The following is a 14,929-nucleotide window of genomic DNA, read 5'->3' on the forward strand; positions in this document are numbered from 1 at the left end:
CTCGTGTCGTGCGCTGTGCCCCGGCGACTACGGCACCGTCGAAGACGCGTTGTCCATGGGCGCCGTGATTCGATACCTGGAAAGCCGATCATTTGGCACATCGTTCTCACAGGCGGGAGAAGCGTATGTCGACCAGTAGCCAGTCGACCGCGACGGCCGATGACGTCGTTCTGCACCGGGTGTTGGAGCGCACGAGCGAGGCGTGGGCCCGCTCAGACGCGGGCGCCTTCGCCGCGGCGTTCAGCCCGTCCACCAATGTGGTGATCGCCGGAAGCTACCTTCTGGGTCGCGACGCGGTCCGCGACTTCATCGGCGCGGCCTTCGCCGGCCCGATGCGCGGGACCCGCGTCGTGATCGATCCCGTGTACCTCAAGCGCTTCGCTCCGGACGTCGCGCTGGTGGTGACGGAGGGTGGCGTGCTGCTGCCCGGCGAGAGCGAGGTCGCACCGGGGCGCGGCATCCGGGGGACCTGGCTGCTGGGCCGGGTCGACGAGCAGTGGCAGGTCGCGGCCTACCACAGCAGCCCGATACCGGCGGGCTGAGCAGCACGAACAGCCCACCTGACCGGCGCGGACGCGATTCGCGACGGGGCGCGGTGCTTGCCTCGGGGATCCTGGTCACCTAATTTCTGGGCTGAGGTACGTCGAATCCGTGAGATCCATCCGACGTAGTGGTGTAGGGACCAGGCGACCGAGCATGAAGGGAAGCCCTCATGGCCCAGTACGCAGTATTGATCTACGCCCCTGACTCAGCCCACTCGCCGGACGCCACGCCGGAGGATCTTGAGGACTGCAACGAACACGCGGACGAGCTGACCGACAGCGGATCCATGGTCATGGCTTACGCGCTCACCCCGCGGGACATGGCGACATCGATCCGGGGCCTCACCATCACCGATGGCCCGTTCCTGGATTCCAAGGAGGTCGTCGCTGGCTTCTACGTGATCGAGGCGCCGGACCTCGACGCGGCCCTGGCGATCGCGCGCACCAACCCCGTCGTGCACCAGGGCGGCGGTGTCGAGGTCCGGCCGGTGCACAGTGGCGGCGTCATCGAGCGGACGAAAGAAACCACTGGGTGACGGACCTCGCGGCCGTAGAGGCGGCGATCGCCGACACGCACCGTCGCGAATGGGCCCGGGTGCTCGCCGCGACGGTGCGTGTCGCGCGGGACCTGGATCTGGCCGAGGAATGCGTCCAGGAGGCCTACGCCTCGGCCCTGGAGAGCTGGGTCAGCGCCGGCATCCCGGACCGGCCGGCCGCGTGGCTCGCCACCACGGCGCGGCGCCGCGCGATCGACGCGATCCGGCGGGACAGGGCGCTGCGCTCCCGGTTGCCGCTGCTGGTCGAGCCCGAGGAGGCGGGCGACGAACCCGCCCCGCCCGAGCCGGCGGAGCAGGCGGCCGCGGACACCGTCGAGGCCCTGCCGGACGGGCGGCTGCGCCTGATCTTCATGTGTTGTCACCCGGCGCTGGGCCAGGGGGCGCAGATCGCACTCACGCTGCGGCTGGTGTGCGGGGTCCCGGTCTCGGACATCGCGCGCGCGTTCCTGGTATCCGAGCCGACGATGGCGGCGCGGATCACCCGGGCGAAAAAGAAGATCTCCACCGCGCGGATCCCCTACCGGATGCCACGCCCCGCCGAACTGCCCGAGCGGCTCCCGGCGGTGCTCGCGGTGATATATCTGCTCTTCACGGCCGGTCACACCGCCCCCTCCGGCGGGTCGCTGGTGCGTGCCGACCTGGTGCACCGTGCGGCGTACCTGGCGCGGATGCTGCACGAACTGATGCCCGGCGAGCCCGAGGTGGGCGGGCTGCACGCCCTGCTGCTGGTGACCCAGGCGCGGCTGGCGACCAGGGTCGACGGCGCTGGCCGGCTGGTGCAGCTGAAGGACCAGGACCGCTCGCGGTGGGACCGGGCGGCGCTGGCCGAGGCCCACGACATCATCGTCGGCTGCCTGCGGGCCGGGCCGCCCGGCCGGCACGTCCTGGAGGCCGCGATCGCCTCGCTGTACGCCGAGGCGCTGTCCTACCGGTGGACCGACTGGACGCAGATCCTCACCCTGTACGACAGACTGCTGCTGGTGTGGCCCTCGCCGATCGTGCGGCTGAACCGCACCGTGCCGCTGGCGATGGTGGCCGGCCCGCAGGCCGCGCTGGCGGAGGTCGAGCAGCTGGAGTTGGACGACCGCCTGGCCGGGTACCAGTACCTGCCGGCGATCAAGGCCGACCTGCTGAGCCGGCTCGGCCGGCCCGGCGAGGCGGCCATCGCCTATCGGCAGGCCCTGGCGCTGGCCACCAACGAGGCCGAGCGCGTGTTCCTCGCCGAGCAGATCGCCGAACAGACCTTCGCCATCTGACCGCGGCCGGGCAGAACGGTGCGGCGGTACCCCGGGCGATCGCGCCCGCGACACCCCCGCACCGGTTCAGCGGAACAATGGCGCCACGTGCGCCGGGGCCTTGGTGCGGCCCCACTCCTCGGCGAGGCTGAACAGCTGCGGGCTGGCCGCGAAGAACTTGTTGTCCGGGTTCGCCCGCTCCCACGGCTCGGGCAGCCACTCGGCCTGCCGGAGCTGGGCGAAGATGCGCTTCGCGGCCTCGCCGCTGGCCAGCTCACCCGCCTCGACCGCCTGGCAGGTCTCGCGGGTGTACGTCACCAGCGCCGCGATCTCCCGGCCGATCGGATCCGGAAGCCCCGGGACCTCCCGGTTGTCCAGGTCGCGCAGGATCTGCTCGTCCCGGGTCGCCAGGAAGCGGGCGTAGGCGCGTTCGAGGACCTGCCACGGCAGGTAGTTGGTCGACTCCCAGACCCGCTCGACCGCGTTCCACAGCTCGTAGTCGCGGAAGCTGACGAAGGAGCTGTAGGCGAGGTCGTCGTGGATGTCGAACAGCCCCTGCTGGAGACGCTCGATGTACTCGAAGCGCTCGGTGGACCAGTCGTCGTCCCGGGACGCGTCGATCAGGCGGGCGGCCAACGCATTGACCACCTCGACCGTGTTGGTCAGCCCGCGCGAGTAGAGCGCGTCGATGAACCCGGCCGCGTGGGAGGTCAGGCAGTACCGGTCGCCGACCGTGCGGGACGAGGAGTACTGCATGCGCTCTCCGGTGGAGGCCCACGGCCGGACCGCCCTGGCGCCGCGGAACTGCTCGGCGATCTCCGGGAACCGCGCCAGGAAGTTGTCGAACTCCTGCTGGGGGGTGAGGTCCGAGGCCGGGAAGACCCGCTCGTCCAGCGTCAGCCCGACGCTGCACAGCGGGTTGCGGGACTGTTCGTAGTTGTCGAACGGGATGACCCACAGCCAGCCGCCGTCGAACACGTGGTGCAGGGTGCCGTGGTGCCACGCGCTCGGCTGGGTGTGCCCCCGCGCCGCCGCCGCGTCGTCGAACGGCGTCACGCCGATCATGTGGGTGAACATGCTGCGGGAGTGGTGGCGCGCGCGGGTGGGCTGGTCCCGCAGTCCGAACTTCTGGGCGACCGGGGAGCGGTATCCGCTGCCGTCCACCAGGTACTTCGCGTGGAAGGTCGCACCCTGGTCGGTCCTCAGCCGCACGCCCTTGCCGGGGTGGAAGTCGATGTCGGTGACCCTGGTGCCGGTGTGCGGCTCCGCGCCGTAGCCGACGGCCAGGTGGAACAGGTACGCGTCGACGTCCTGTCGAAACAGGTGCGACTCCATGCGCTGCTCGACCTGGGGCAGCACGATTTCGTTGATCTGGGCGGGGTCGTGCGGCTGGCCCTCGCGGTGGTACACGAACCCGAAGTTCCGCTTCTTGCCGCACATCGGGGAAATGTTTTCGGCGATGCCCTTGAAGTTCTCGAGCGAGTGGAGTTCCGGGACCTGGTACCGTTCCGCGACAATCTTGACGAGGGCCGAGGTGTACGGAATCGTCGATTCCCCCACTGCGAAGCGTGGATGGGTGCCCGCGTCGATAAGCAGTACCTTGACGCCGTTACGGGCAAGCACCGCGCTGAGCATCGAGCCGGCCATGCCCGAGCCGAGGATCGCCACGTCGTAGACGGGTGTGCTCATATTCGCCTCTCTCCGCATGTGATTTTCAGGCAACGATAACGGCGGCCCGCCCGGCGCAATGTCTTTCAGATTGCGGTCCTTGATCCCGGCCGGCGGGTGCTGCGCACAAACGAAGAAGCGCCCGGCGCCGGGCCAATGGAATATTGCCGGCAACACCGGTCGAGGAGGAACAGTGCCCGTCGCACCGATATCCGCTCACCCGCTACTGACCTTCCTGCTCCAGGTCGGGCTGCTCCTCCTGCTCGCCCTCTGCTTCGGGCGTCTGGCGACCCGGATGGGGCTGCCCGCGGTGGTGGGTGAGTTGCTCGTCGGTGTGCTGCTGGGCCCGTCCCTCCTGGCCCATGTCGCGCCGGCCGTGTCGGGGTGGCTGTTCCCCGCGGGCGCCGAGCAGTTCCACCTGCTCGACGCCGTCGGCCAGCTCGGTGTGCTGCTGCTCGTCGGCGTCGCCGGCATGCAGATGGACGTGGACATGATCCGCCGCCGTGGGGTGGCCGCGGCCGGGATCAGCGCCGGCGGCCTGGCGATTCCGTTCGGGCTCGGCATCGCCCTCGGGTTCGCGCTCAGCGGGTCGCTGATGCCCGCGGACACCGACCCCCTGGTGTTCGCCCTGTTCATGGCCGTCGCGATGGGGGTCAGCGCGATCCCGGTGATCGCGAAGATCCTGCTGGACATGCGGATGGTGCACCGCAACATCGGCCAGCTCGTGCTGACCGCGGGGATGGTCGACGACGCCTTCGGCTGGGTGATGCTCTCGATCGTCTCCGCGCTGGCCACCACCGGACTGCACCCCGGCGACGTGGTGACCTCGGTGGTGAGTGTGGTGGCCGTCGTCACCGTCGCGGTCACCGTCGGACGGCCGCTGGCCCGCGCCGGCTTCCGGCTGGCCGGGCGCGGCACGGATCCGGCGCCCACCGTCGCGCTGGCCACCACCATGATCGTGCTCGCGGCCGTCACCACCCACGCGCTCGGGCTCGAGGCCGTTTTCGGCGCGTTCGTCTGCGGCATCCTGATCGGCTCGGTCATCGGCCCCGACCACGCCCGGCTCGCACCGCTGCGTACCGTCGTCGTCTCGGTCCTCGCGCCGATCTTCTTCGCCACGGCCGGGTTGCGGATGGACCTGACGTCGCTGTGGCACCCGAGGGTACTCGCCGCGGGGCTGCTGGTGCTCGCGGTGGCGATCCTCGGCAAGTTCGCCGGCGCCTACCTGGGCGCGCGGCTCAGCCGTTTCAGTCACTGGGAAGGGCTCGCGCTCGGCGCGGGGCTCAATGCCCGCGGTGTCATTGAGGTCGTCGTCGCGATGGCCGGCCTGCGCTTGGGCATCCTGACGGTGCAGGCGTACACGATCGTGATCCTGGTCGCCATCGTCACCTCCCTGATGGCACCGCCGGTACTGCGGTTGGCGATGGCGCGCATCGAGCAGACCGCCGAGGAGGATCTCCGGGAGCGCACCCATCTCCCCACGATCGATCAGCGACTGCCGACGTGACGGCGAGCGCGGCCACCGGCGGCGGGGTAGTGGCGGCGGCCGTGTGCGCCGCCACGGCGACCGCTGGTCCGGCCTTGGCGGGCGCACGCCGGAAGATGCGGGGCGCGCGACGGCGCGGCCAGCATGACGGCATGGGCAAAGCACCGCCGACCGACCTCAGCGGTTGGTCCCGGACGTTCAGCTGTTACACCGCCGCGCTCGCGGCCTGGCTCGCGGTGCGGCAGGAGCGCTGGTGGCGCCCGCTGCTGGTGGGCACACCCACCCTGGCTATCCGGCCCGTGCCGGGCGGCCTGGTGCGGTTCGAGCACCATCCGCGGCCACCGCTGGAAACGCTGGGCCTCACCGTGCGGTACACCGACGACTGGTCCGCGGCCCGCGCCGGGTACCGCAACGAACTGGCGGCGCGGGGTGCCGTGGTGATCTGTGGTGACACCTACCGCCTGCCCTGGCAGCGGGGTTACCAGCGCTGGCACTCGCCGCACTGGTTCACCCTGCTGCGGCACGAAGACGGGTGGACGGTCGACGATCCGATCTGGATGCATACGGAGGCCGGGCCGCAGGCACCGCACCGGGCGCCGGTGGCGGTTGACGAGTTGGCCCGGTGGGGGATCGGGCCGGCCGAATACCAACCGGCGCAACGGCTGCGGGAGCTGAGCATCGTCGGGTCCGAACCGCCGGGCATCGGCAGGCGGTACCGGTGGCTGGTCGCCGGGGAGGCGGCGCCGGTCCCGGACCCCGAGCCGTGCGCGCTTACCGGCCGCGCCGCGGTGCGGGCGCTGGCGGACATGTGCCGGCACAGCGGGCCCGAGGTTCTGGTGGCTCAGCAGGCCGACGACCTGTGGCAGGCACTGCGTCAGCGCGAGTTGCTCCTCGCGGCCGGCGAGGTGGACCCGGACCTGGTGCCGCCCGCGATACGGAAGCACTGGCAGGCCGCGATCCCGCTCTGGCGCCGCATCCCCCCGGTGCTCATGGACGCTCGCCTCTGTATGGAAGACCGGATGCCGGTCAACCGGCGCCGGGTCGCGGACGTCATCGAGGCGGTCGCGGACTTCGAGGGCCAGACGGTGGGGGAACCGCGGTGACACCCGGCATCGCCAACCTACGGCCGCAGGACGGTTACCGGCACTGGCGTCGGCTCGCCGGGCAGCACGGCACCGACCCGCGCGCCGGCGCCGACGTCGCCGTGCTGGCCACCTTCACCACCGACCTGCTGACCGAGCTGCTGCCGCTGGCCGGCTGGCGGCACCGCCTCGACCTGCGGGTCCGGCGGGCGGCCTTCGGCCAGGTCGAGCAGGCGTTGTGGGATCCGGCGTCTCCGGTATGCGCCCGGCCACCGCGCTACGCCGTCCTCGCCGGTACGGTCGCCGACCTGCTGCCGGAAGGGTTCACCGGCGCCGACGCGGATGCCGCCGACCGGTTGGTGTCGGAGGCCGTGCAGCGGTGGACCGCGTTGTGGGACCGGGCTCGCGACCTGCGGATCCAGGTCGTCCAGCTCGGGTTCGCCCCGCCCGCCGTGGATCCCCTCGGTGCGGTCAGTTGGCGAACCGCCGGTTCGTCCTCCGCGATCGTGCACGAGGTCAACTCGCGCCTGGCGGCCCGGGCCGGTGCCGGCGTCCGGTTCGTGGACGTCGCGTGGTTGGCCGCCCAGGTCGGACTCAGCCGCTGGAGCGACGCCCGTTGCTGGCACCGGATCCGGCAACCGTTCGCGATGGACGCGCTGCCGTGGCTGGCGGCGGCGATCGCGGAGGCGGTCGCGGTGCACGCGGGCGTGACGCGCCGCTGCGTCGTGGTGGACCTGGACGACACCCTGTGGGGCGGGGTGGTCGGGCAGGACGGGCTCGACGGCCTCGTGTTGCGCGACGGCCCGGCCGGCGAGGCGTACCGCGACTTCCAGCGGTACCTGCGCGGGCTCGCGCACCACGGAGTCATCCTCGCCGTCTGTAGCAAGAACGACCCGGAGCTGGCCGAGCAGGCGATCGCCGGCGTCCCCGGCATGGTGCTGCGCCGCGCCGACTTCGCCGCCGTCCAATGTGGTTGGGAGCCGAAGTCGCGGCAGCTGCTGTCGCTGGCGCGGCAGCTGCGCATCGGCCTGGACGCCATGGTGTTCGTGGACGACAACCCGGCGGAGTGCGCCGAGGTCGCCGGCGCGCTGCCGGAGGTCGCCGTGGTGCACCTCTCCGGTGGGCCGTCGACGTTCCCGGCGGCGGTGGCGTCCGTGCCGGGGCTCGCGCCGGGGCGCGGCGCGGCGGATGCCGGTCGGGCGCGCTCCTACGCGGCGCTGGCCCGCGCCGAGGAGCTGCGCGGAAGGTCCCGGGACCTGACCGAGCACCTCCGCTCGCTGTCCATGACCGCCACAGTGACCACTGTGGATCGCGCGGACCTGCCCAGGGTCGCTGAACTCGTCGCCAAGACCAACCAGTTCAACCTGACGGACCGGCGCCGATCCGAGGCCGAGCTGACCGCGATGCTCGCCGGGGACTCGACGTCCGGGTTCTGTCTGCGCCTGCGGGACCGGTTCGCCGATCACGGCCTGGTCGGCGTCGCAGTGACCATATTGGACGGCGACGCGGCCGAGCTGGATACCCTGTTGCTCAGCTGCCGGGTGATCGGGCGGACCGCGGAACGGAATCTGGTCGCGGAGGCGGGACGGTGGGCGCGGGCACGCGGAGCGCGCCGCCTGATCGGCCGGTACGTCCCGACCGGGCGCAACGGGCTCGTCCGCGACCTGTTTGGCGAACTGGGCTTCCAGCTGCGCGACGAGACGGCCGACGGCATCCGCACCTACGAGTACCAACTCGACGGTGGCCACCCGCCACCCAGCCCGTACCTGACGAACACGGAGGTCGCCCATGCGGACTGAGCCGAGCCGGGAGGACGTGCGCGACGCGGCCTTCGCGGCCTTCCGCGGTGTCTTCGGCGCCGAGCCGCCGCGTGGCCTGGACACCGCCCCCGACGATGTGCCGGACTGGAGCTCGCTCGCCCAGGTCCGCCTGATGCACGCGGTCGAGCAGGAACTCGGATGCGTGCTCGACGAACGGTTCCTGACCGTCGGCGGCACCCTGGGCGAACTGGTGGACTCGGCGTGTGTTGCCGTCGGCGTAACGAACGTTGCTTGACCGGCATTGCCTGTCAAGCAATGTCGAAGACGCGCCGTGCACCGAGGGTGCGGTCAAATGTGGTGAGACTGACCGGAAGGAGTCCCGATGCGCGTCGCATTCGCGCTGTGGCCGGCGCAAGCCCACCTCTATCCCTTCGTCCCGCTCGCCTGGGCGCTGCGCAACGCCGGGCACGAGGTCACGTTCATCTCCCACCCGTTCCTGGCCGATGCCGTCGCCGCCTCGGGTCTGCCGTTCGTCTCGATGTACGGCGACGCCGAGGCGCCGCCGCCGCAGGGGCCGACGGCCGACTTCCCGGACGGCCGCAAGGAGATGAGCCGCATCAACGAGGCGCTGCCCCTGCCGAAGGCGGGGGAGGCGCGGTTGGCCTGGGACACCGTCAGCTACGGGTTCCTGCCGTCCATGTGGGAATTCTGCCCGTTCCAGGCATCGCCCGAGGATCCCATGCCGGCGATGGACGGGATGGTGACGTTCTTCCGCCACTGGCGGCCGGATCTGGTCATCTGGGACCCGTGCATGCCGGGCGCGGCGGTGGCCGCCCGGGCGACCGGTGCGCGGCAGGCCCGGCAGTCGGGCACCGACTACACCGGCTGGTACATGGACGAGTTCGCCCGGTACACCAGCGGTCCCGACGCTCCCGACGTGCCCAACCCGTTCGCCGAGACGGTCCGGGGGATGGCGGAGAAGTACGGCGTACCGGTCGACCACGACATCCTGTACGGCGAATGGACGATCGACGTGATGCCCAAGGGGATGAACTACCCCGTCGACACGCTGCGGCTGCCGATGCGCTGGATCCCGTACGCGGAGCAGACGGCGATACCGAGCTGGGTGTACCCGGTGCCGGACCGGCCCCGGGTCGCGCTGTCGCTGGGGCTGTCCGTGCGCCGCTTCATCAAGATCGGCTGGGGTTGGCTGGACGTCCTGATGGAGGCGCTGTCCGGATTGGACATCGAGGTGGTCGCGACGCTGGACGAGGCGCAGCTCGCCGCGGTCAGCCGGGTGCCGGACAACGTACGGGTGATGGAGTACGTTCCGCTGGAGTACCTCATGCCGACCTGCGCCGCGCTGATCCACCACGGTGGGCTCGGCACGATGGCGCCGGCCAACCGGGCCGGCGTCCCGCAGATCATCGTGGACTTCCTGGAGCACGAGGGCGCGCCGAAGCACGGCTACTTCCGCTACAAGCTCGCCCCCCTCGCCACCAGGTACGTGACCAGCTTCGGGGCCGGCGAGGTGATGGATCTGGCCCTGCCGTCGATCCCGGCCATCCGCGAGCAGGTCACCCGGGTGGTCAACGACCCCGCCTACCGGGCGGGGGCGGAGCGGTTGCGGATGAACGCGCTCGCCGCGCCGAGCCCCAGCGACCTGGTACCCACCCTGGAGCGGCTCACCCTCGCCCGATGAATCGGATTGGCGACCGGCCGGCTCGACCGAAGCGATGACCTCCGGCGGGATGTGCGGCGCCGCGACCCACATCCCGACCGGGCCGTCCGGGCGCGTCGCGACGACCGCGCCGGATGATCCCCGATCGGGTGAGGACATGGACATGCGAGCGTTTCCGACACGGCTCGGCACCGTCGGGGCCTCCGGCGCCGACCCGGCCGAGCGTGCTTACCTGCTGAGCCGCTGGGCCGGCAGCCTCAGCTGCCACACGGCGGCCCTGGCGGTCTGGCTGGCCGCCAGGCACGAGCGTTGGTGGCGGCCGCTGCTGGCCGGAACACCCCTCCTGGCGATCACCCCGCAGCCGGACGGCCTGGTGCGCTTCGAGCACCACCCACGGCCGCCGCTGGAGGTCCTCGGGCTCGCCCCCCGGCACGCCGACGACTGGGCGACGGCCCGCGGCGCCTACCGCCGGGAACTGGCCGACAGCGGGGCACTGGTGGTCTGCGGGGACGCGTACAACCTGCCGTGGCAGCGTGGCTACCGCCGCTGGCACGCGCCGTACTGGTTCACGGTGCTCGTGGACGGCGGCCGCTGGCTGATCGAGGATCCACTCGCGACGAACGCGCCGAACGGGCCGCGCACCCTGCGACGCGTCCCGGTCGAACCGGGACAGCTTATGCAGTGGTCGGTGGCGCCGCAGTCGTACACCGCCATCCAGCACCTGCGCGAGCTGAGCATCGTCGGCTACGGCCCGCCCGGCCTCGGCGTGCGCTACCGGTGGCTGGCCCGGACGCCGGCGCCGCACCCCGGCCGGGCGGAGCCGACCCGACTGGTCGGCGCGGACGCGGTCAACGGGCTGGCCATCAGGTTCCGGGTGGCGCCGCCGGACGACCCGATCCACCGGCAGGCCGACGACCTGTGGCAGGCGCTGCGGCAGCGTGAGCTGGTGGTTGCCGCCGGCGAGGTCGACCGGGAGCTGGTACCCGGCGCGATCCGGGAGCACTGGCGAAGGGCTGTCGCCGGCTGGCGCCACATCGTGCCCCCGCTCATGCAGGCCAGGTCGACCACGGGCAGCGGGCCGCCGGGTGACCCGCGGCAACTGGCCGACGCGGTGGCCGCGGTCGCCCAGTTCGAGGCCGACGAGTGGCGGCTGGCCGGCGACTGCGACGTCCTGGCCGTCGCCTGAACGGACGGTGGTCCGCTCCTCGCCACCGTGGCACGGAGCGGACCACCACTTGTCGCTCAGATGTACAGTGTGTTCGGCTCCAGCCCGCACCTGATCCGCCCGAACAGCTCCAGGTTGGTGTTCGGGTGCATCAGCGCGTGCAGGTTGAGGGCCTGGATGTCCCGCTCGATGCGCTGGATCGGCACATCGAGGTAGAGCGACGTGCCGCCGCTGCCCGTGTTGAGCACGTCGACCGCGTCCTTGGCGCGGCTGAAGACCCGCCCCAGGGCGGCCCGGGCCGCCACCCGGTCCAGGACCGTCCAGGGCTCGCCGTCGGTGCCCTTGGCGTCCATCGTCGCGGCCAGCCGGACCGCGTGGAACTCGGACTCGTCGATCAGCAGCGTCGCGTCGGCCACCTGGCGGTGGGTCAGCGGTGCCTCCGCCTGGCTCGCGTAGTCGGTGTAGGTGATCTTCCGCGTCGGCATCCGCTCGAGAAAGTCCTCCAACGCCGCCGTCGCGAGCCCGACCGCCGTGCCGCTGAAGGACGCGCAACCGGTGGCCATCATCGGCGCCTGGTACATCGGCGACCGGGCATTCAGGGTGGAGGCGTGCTGGCCCTGGAGGATCGCCGGCAGAGGCAGGACCCGGTCGACGGGAATGAACAGGTCCCGCGCGGCGGTGCTGATGCTCCCCGTGCCGCGCAGGCCGGCGGTGTGCCAGTCGTCGATCAGCTCCAGGTCGCAGACGGGCACCAGCGCCATGACCGGCCACTGTGCCGCCCCGTCCGGGGTGGGCGCCATCGCGAGCACCAGCTGCCACTGGCTGTGCAGCGCGCCGCTGATGAACCGCCAGGTGCCGTTGACAACGAGACCGTCGTCGCGCGGTACGGCGATCGCCGTCGGGCTCAGCACGCCACACACCCGGGTGTCGGGATCGGCGAACACCTCGTCCTGGACGTGGTCCGGGAACAGCCCGGCGAGCCACGCGCACATGGACCAGACCGCCGCGTTCCACGACGCCGCGCCGTCCCCGCGTCCGAGTTGGACGATCGCCCGGAACATCGTGGTGGCGTCCGCCTCGTGACCGCCGTAGCGCTTGGGCACGCGCATCCGGAAGATGCCCGCGGCGGCCAGCGCCTCGATGACCTCGTCATGCAGGCGCCTGTTCTCGTCCTCCCAACGCGCGTGCGAACGAAGGACGGGAACGATGTCCTCCGCGCTGCTGACCACATCCAAGTGAGATGGAGATGGGGTGGTAAGTGTCATGCTGCCCTCCGAGAGAAGCTGACGACGCACTGTCACGGCCGCGCCAATACGCGTTGGAGCCTGGCAAATGCCGGCGGTCCGAGCATCTCGGTACGTGCGCGACTTCCCGTCGAGCCGATTTCGAGGATCCGCGCCCGCACAGGCGACGACTGCGCGCGGGCGATCAACCGGAGAGCACGAGGGGAGAAGACACCCGTGTCGCCTCGCCAACATGCTCGTAAAGCCGCCGGCGGGGTCCGGGCGGACTGACCGAGGAACTGGCGTGAGGAGACAGACCATGACCCAACATCGCGATGTGGTCGCCGCTCTGGTCGCCGAGGGCGATGAGGTGGACCGGTTGGTGGCTTCGTTGAGTGCCAGGCAGTGGTCGTTGCCGACACCGGCGCCCGGGTGGACCGTCGCGCACCAGGTCGCCCACCTGGCCGCCACATTCCGGCTGGCCGCGCTGGCCGCCGCCAGACCCGAGGCGTTCAAGGAGATCACCTCCCGGCTCGGCGCGAACTTCGAAGCCAATGTGGAGCAGGCGCTGGCGGAGTATCTCGCCGAACCGCGCGACGTGCTGCTGTCGCGGTGGCGGTCCGAGCGCGCGGCGGCGGAGGACGCGCTGCGCGCGTTGCCACCGGACACGCTCGTGCCCTGGCTGGTCCGCCCGATTCCCGCGGCCGTACTGGCCGCGGCCGGGATGACCGAGCTGATCGGCCACGGCCAGGACATCGCCGACGCCCTGGGCGTCGAGCGCCGGTTCACGGACCGGATCGGGCACGTGGTCGCGTTCGCGGTACGCACCTGGGACTTCGGGTACCTCGCGCGTGGACTGCGACCGCCCGAGGTCACGTTCCGGTTCGAGCTGACCGCGCCCTCCGGGCAGCGTTGGGAGTTCGGGCCGGCCGACAGCGCGCAGCGCATCACCGGTCCGGCCGCGGATTTCTGCCTGCTCGTCACCCGCCGGCGGCACCGCGCGGACCTGGCCATCGTCGCGAGCGGCGAGGAGGCGGACCGCTGGTTGGACATCGCGCAGGCCTATCGCGGTTCGCCGGGCCCGGGCCGGCAGCCCGGCCAGTTCTCGCCGACGCCGCCCGCGCCAGCGGCGGCGACGTCCACAGGAGGGCTCGCGCCGTCCACCGGCGTGCTGAGCCGTCCCGGCGGTGCCGCGCCGTAGCCCGGCCCGGCCATCTCAACGGAGAGTCCCATGGTGCCGACCTCAGCCGTTTCCACCGCCCGCGCGCCGGGCCCGACCCTGCTCAGCGAGGGCGCGCGGGTCCCGCTCGCCGACGGGCGGGTCGTCCGATACGTCAACCTCGACTACGCCGCGGGCGCGCCGTGCTCGGTCGCGGCCGCCGACGCCGTCAACGAGCTGCTGCCGTGGTACGCCAGCGTGCACCGCGGTTCGGGGGCCGGTTCTCGGCGGTGTACGCCCGCGTACGAGCGGTCGCGGCGGACCGTCGCCGCGTTCGTGGGTGCCCGGCCCGACGACCATCTGATCTTCACACGCAACACGACGGACGCGTTGACCCTGCTGGCCCGGGCGCTTCCGGCGGAGACCACCGTGGTCACCTGGGCCAGTGAGCACCACGCCAACCTGCTGCCCTGGGGTCGGGTGCTGCGGTTGCCGGTGCCCGACTCGCCCACGGCCGCGGTCCGTGCGTTGGCGGCGGCGCTGGCGGGCATCGACGGCCCGGCACTGGTGGCAGTCACCGGAGCCTCCAATGTGACCGGAGAGGTGTGGCCGGTACCCGAGCTGACCGAGGTGGCTCACCGGCACGGCGCGCGCATCGCGCTGGACGCCGCTCAGCTCGCTGCGCACCGGCCGGTGTCGCTCATCGAGTCCGATGTGGACTACCTGGCCCTGTCCGGGCACAAGCTCTACGCGCCGTACGGCGTCGGGGTGCTGGCCGGGCGGGCGGACTGGCTCGACGCGGCCGAGCCCTACCTGTCCGGTGGTGGGGCGACCGAGTACGTCGGGGACGGGCCGGGGCAGGTGCGTTGGCACACCGGGCCCGGGCGGCACGAGGCGGGTACGCCGAACCTGCTGGGTGCCGTCGCGCTCGCGGCCGCCTGCGGTGCGATCGCCGCGGCGGACCGCCCCGCCCTCGAGGAGCACGAGCGCGCGTTGCTGGATCGCCTGCGCGCGGGCCTGTCCGGCCTGGACGGCGTAGCCGAGTTGCGGACGTTCGCACCGGAGTGTGATCGGGTGGGCATCGTCAGCTTCGCCGTCGCCGGCGTTCCCGCCGGGGACGTCTCCGACCACCTGGCGACCCAGCACGGCATCGCGGTGCGAGACGGCTGGCTGTGCGCGCACCCGCTGGCCCGGCGGCTCCTGGACGAGGCGGGGCGACGGATCGGGCGGCGGCTGCGCGGCGGCGCGGTCCGCGCGAGCCTGGGGCTGGGCAGCACCCGGGAGGACGTGGACCGGCTGCTGCTGGGCGTGCGCGAGCTCGCCGGTTCGACGCGTGCCTGATCGAAACACGATTTCGCGCGGTGGCCGCCG

12 protein-coding genes and 1 pseudogene are annotated in these 14,929 nt (G+C 72.0%); 11 read left to right on the top strand and 2 right to left on the bottom strand.

Annotation, left to right across the window (positions count from 1 at the left end; all coding sequences use genetic code 11):
* Positions 1–125: 125 nt before the first annotated feature.
* The 3 genes from KJS59_RS06145 (at position 126) to KJS59_RS06155 (ending at position 2,355) form a co-directional block, all read left to right on the top strand.
* The gene (locus tag KJS59_RS06145; RefSeq protein WP_213451331.1) at positions 126–542 is read left to right on the top strand and encodes an SgcJ/EcaC family oxidoreductase; all 417 of its coding nucleotides are present in this window, start codon (positions 126–128) and stop codon (positions 540–542) included.
* Between the two features lie 170 nt (positions 543–712).
* Positions 713–1,078 carry a YciI family protein gene (locus KJS59_RS06150; protein WP_213451332.1) on the top strand — a complete coding sequence of 122 codons (366 nt, stop codon included), beginning with the start codon at positions 713–715 and terminating at the stop codon, positions 1,076–1,078.
* Between the two features lie 59 nt (positions 1,079–1,137).
* On the top strand, positions 1,138–2,355 hold the full coding sequence (locus KJS59_RS06155) for an RNA polymerase sigma factor (RefSeq protein ID WP_213451418.1): 1,218 nt from the start codon (positions 1,138–1,140) through the stop codon (positions 2,353–2,355).
* Positions 2,356–2,421: 66 nt separating this feature from the next.
* Here KJS59_RS06155 and KJS59_RS06160 read toward each other — a convergent pair whose 3' ends face one another.
* Positions 2,422–4,023, bottom strand: a complete 1,602-nt coding sequence (locus tag KJS59_RS06160; RefSeq protein ID WP_249713915.1) for an NAD(P)/FAD-dependent oxidoreductase — start codon at positions 4,021–4,023, stop codon at positions 2,422–2,424.
* A gap of 172 nt (positions 4,024–4,195) precedes the next feature.
* Between KJS59_RS06160 and KJS59_RS06165 the strand changes: the two genes are divergently transcribed.
* The 6 genes from KJS59_RS06165 (at position 4,196) to KJS59_RS06190 (ending at position 11,197) form a co-directional block, all read left to right on the top strand.
* Positions 4,196–5,509 (top strand): cation:proton antiporter, encoded by a 1,314-nt coding sequence (locus tag KJS59_RS06165; protein WP_249713916.1) that lies wholly within the window; start codon positions 4,196–4,198, stop codon positions 5,507–5,509.
* 131 nt (positions 5,510–5,640) lie between these two features.
* Entirely contained in the window at positions 5,641–6,591 is a 951-nt protein-coding gene (locus KJS59_RS06170) for a hypothetical protein (RefSeq protein ID WP_213451335.1), read from the top strand.
* Positions 6,588–8,369: an HAD-IIIC family phosphatase gene (locus KJS59_RS06175; RefSeq protein WP_213451336.1), complete on the top strand. Its 1,782-nt coding sequence runs from the start codon at positions 6,588–6,590 to the stop codon at positions 8,367–8,369. The genes KJS59_RS06170 and KJS59_RS06175 overlap by 4 nt, the downstream gene beginning before the upstream one ends.
* Positions 8,359–8,625 (top strand): hypothetical protein, encoded by a 267-nt coding sequence (locus tag KJS59_RS06180; RefSeq protein WP_213451337.1) that lies wholly within the window; start codon positions 8,359–8,361, stop codon positions 8,623–8,625. Before KJS59_RS06175 ends, KJS59_RS06180 begins: the two co-directional genes overlap by 11 nt.
* Before the next feature lie 87 nt (positions 8,626–8,712).
* Positions 8,713–10,032 (top strand): nucleotide disphospho-sugar-binding domain-containing protein, encoded by a 1,320-nt coding sequence (locus KJS59_RS06185; RefSeq protein ID WP_213451338.1) that lies wholly within the window; start codon positions 8,713–8,715, stop codon positions 10,030–10,032.
* A 142-nt stretch (positions 10,033–10,174) separates the two neighbouring features.
* A complete protein-coding gene (locus KJS59_RS06190; protein WP_213451339.1) occupies positions 10,175–11,197 on the top strand; it encodes a hypothetical protein in 1,023 nt (340 codons plus the stop codon).
* Between the two features lie 56 nt (positions 11,198–11,253).
* Here KJS59_RS06190 and KJS59_RS06195 read toward each other — a convergent pair whose 3' ends face one another.
* On the bottom strand, positions 11,254–12,441 hold the full coding sequence (locus KJS59_RS06195; protein ID WP_213451340.1) for an acyl-CoA dehydrogenase family protein: 1,188 nt from the start codon (positions 12,439–12,441) through the stop codon (positions 11,254–11,256).
* A gap of 277 nt (positions 12,442–12,718) precedes the next feature.
* Between KJS59_RS06195 and KJS59_RS06200 the strand changes: the two are divergent.
* Together KJS59_RS06200 and KJS59_RS06205 are read left to right on the top strand one after the other, a co-directional pair.
* A pseudogene (locus tag KJS59_RS06200) lies at positions 12,719–13,507 on the top strand (TIGR03084 family metal-binding protein); the annotation flags it as partial.
* Positions 13,508–13,630: 123 nt separating this feature from the next.
* Complete coding sequence (locus KJS59_RS06205; RefSeq protein WP_213451342.1) at positions 13,631–14,899, top strand: aminotransferase class V-fold PLP-dependent enzyme; 1,269 nt, start codon at positions 13,631–13,633, stop codon at positions 14,897–14,899.
* Positions 14,900–14,929 lie beyond the last annotated feature (30 nt).

Origin of the sequence: Rhizomonospora bruguierae, assembly GCF_018397995.1 — a bacterium.
GTDB lineage: Bacteria > Actinomycetota > Actinomycetes > Mycobacteriales > Micromonosporaceae > Rhizomonospora > Rhizomonospora bruguierae.

What these genes read in the sequence shown, in the direction of transcription:
- KJS59_RS06145 (WP_213451331.1), top strand. Translation starts at nt 126, where the DNA reads ATGTCGACCAGTAGCCAGTCGACCGCGACGGCCGATGACGTCGTTCTG.
- KJS59_RS06150 (WP_213451332.1), top strand. Translation starts at nt 713, where the DNA reads ATGGCCCAGTACGCAGTATTGATCTACGCCCCTGACTCAGCCCACTCG.
- KJS59_RS06160 (WP_249713915.1), bottom strand. Translation starts at nt 4,023, where the DNA reads ATGAGCACACCCGTCTACGACGTGGCGATCCTCGGCTCGGGCATGGCC.
- KJS59_RS06170 (WP_213451335.1), top strand. Translation starts at nt 5,641, where the DNA reads ATGGGCAAAGCACCGCCGACCGACCTCAGCGGTTGGTCCCGGACGTTC.
- KJS59_RS06180 (WP_213451337.1), top strand. Translation starts at nt 8,359, where the DNA reads ATGCGGACTGAGCCGAGCCGGGAGGACGTGCGCGACGCGGCCTTCGCG.
- KJS59_RS06185 (WP_213451338.1), top strand. Translation starts at nt 8,713, where the DNA reads ATGCGCGTCGCATTCGCGCTGTGGCCGGCGCAAGCCCACCTCTATCCC.
- KJS59_RS06190 (WP_213451339.1), top strand. Translation starts at nt 10,175, where the DNA reads ATGCGAGCGTTTCCGACACGGCTCGGCACCGTCGGGGCCTCCGGCGCC.
- KJS59_RS06195 (WP_213451340.1), bottom strand. Translation starts at nt 12,441, where the DNA reads ATGACACTTACCACCCCATCTCCATCTCACTTGGATGTGGTCAGCAGC.
- KJS59_RS06205 (WP_213451342.1), top strand. Translation starts at nt 13,631, where the DNA reads ATGGTGCCGACCTCAGCCGTTTCCACCGCCCGCGCGCCGGGCCCGACC.